Annotated in this window: 1 protein-coding gene; it reads left to right on the top strand. The window is 35.9% G+C overall.

The genetic code is table 11. The features are described 5' to 3' along the window. Positions 1-71 precede the first annotated feature (71 nt). A partial coding sequence (locus tag DPQ89_RS12395) for an ISL3 family transposase (protein ID WP_127717340.1) occupies positions 72-1,132 on the top strand: 1,061 nt, incomplete at its 3' end.

The following is a 1,132-nucleotide window of genomic DNA, read 5'->3' as shown; positions in this document are numbered from 1 at the left end:
AAGAACAGGCATGAAAATTCAATCGTTTATAATTGGTTTACCACAACTAATTAGTAACAAAGGAATTATTCATGCCCAGTAATGAGCTTACTAAATTTTTACTATTACCAAAACTAGAATTAATTGAATTTCAAAATATTCAGCATAGAAATTCTATCCACTACATCTGTAAGACCACAGGAGCGACTCAGTTTTGTCCTCATTGTGGTCTTGAAACTTCAAAAGTACATGATCGAAGAGTTGTAAAAATAAAAGATGCTCCTCAATCTGGACGAGTTAAGACGCTTAAAATAACTAAGAGAAGATTTAGGTGTGTTGGCCTTGGTTGTAAAAAAGTTTTTACCGAATGCGTTCAAGGCATCGCCAAAAGAGCAAGAGTTACAGAAAGAATGAACCGTGAAATTCTTTATACCTGTAATAAGTTTTCTAATATGAAGGAAGTCTCAAAACATACCAAGCTTGGAAATAAAACCATCTATGAAAAGCATTATCGTCAGCTTGAATTAGAATGGAGAAAAAGAAAAGACGATGAATGGCCAAAAACAGTAGGTATCGATGAACACTCATGGTTACGTAACAAGAAGTACGGTCACAGAGAATTTGCAACTGTTGTTGTTGATTATAATAACAAACGAGTTAGAGAGCTAATTCCTGGAAGAATTGCAGGGCAACTTTCTCAATCACTTGCCTATATTCCCGGGCGAGAGCGAGTTAAAAATGTTGTAATGGATTTATCAAAACCGTATAAGTCATTTGCAAAAGACTTCTTTCCAAATGCAAAGCTTATAGCGGATAAGTTCCATGTTGTTCGGCTTTTAAACCCAGCAATCAATAAATATCGAAAACAGATTACTGGTGATAAAAGAAAGAATCCCATCAGAAAACTGCTTTTAAAAAGCTCTATTAAACTTGATTTTGACACGAGAAGAGTTATTCAAAAGTGGCTAAAAGATCACCCTGATCTTGAAGCAATTTACTACGCAAAAGAGGCCATTATGAAACTCTATCGCTGTAAGGGAAAAAATAGGGCCTCGAGAAGCCTTAGAAAACTCACTGATGTCTTAGCTGTCTCAAAGATTAAGGAGCTACAAAGCCTACGAAGAACGCTCATGACATGGCGTGAGGAGATCTT

Origin of the sequence: Halobacteriovorax sp. HLS (assembly GCF_004006665.1) — a bacterium.
Classification (GTDB): Bacteria; Bdellovibrionota; Bacteriovoracia; order Bacteriovoracales; family Bacteriovoracaceae; genus Halobacteriovorax.
Note: the sequence above shows the minus strand (reverse complement) of the source record. Positions and strands in the feature narration are given on the sequence as shown.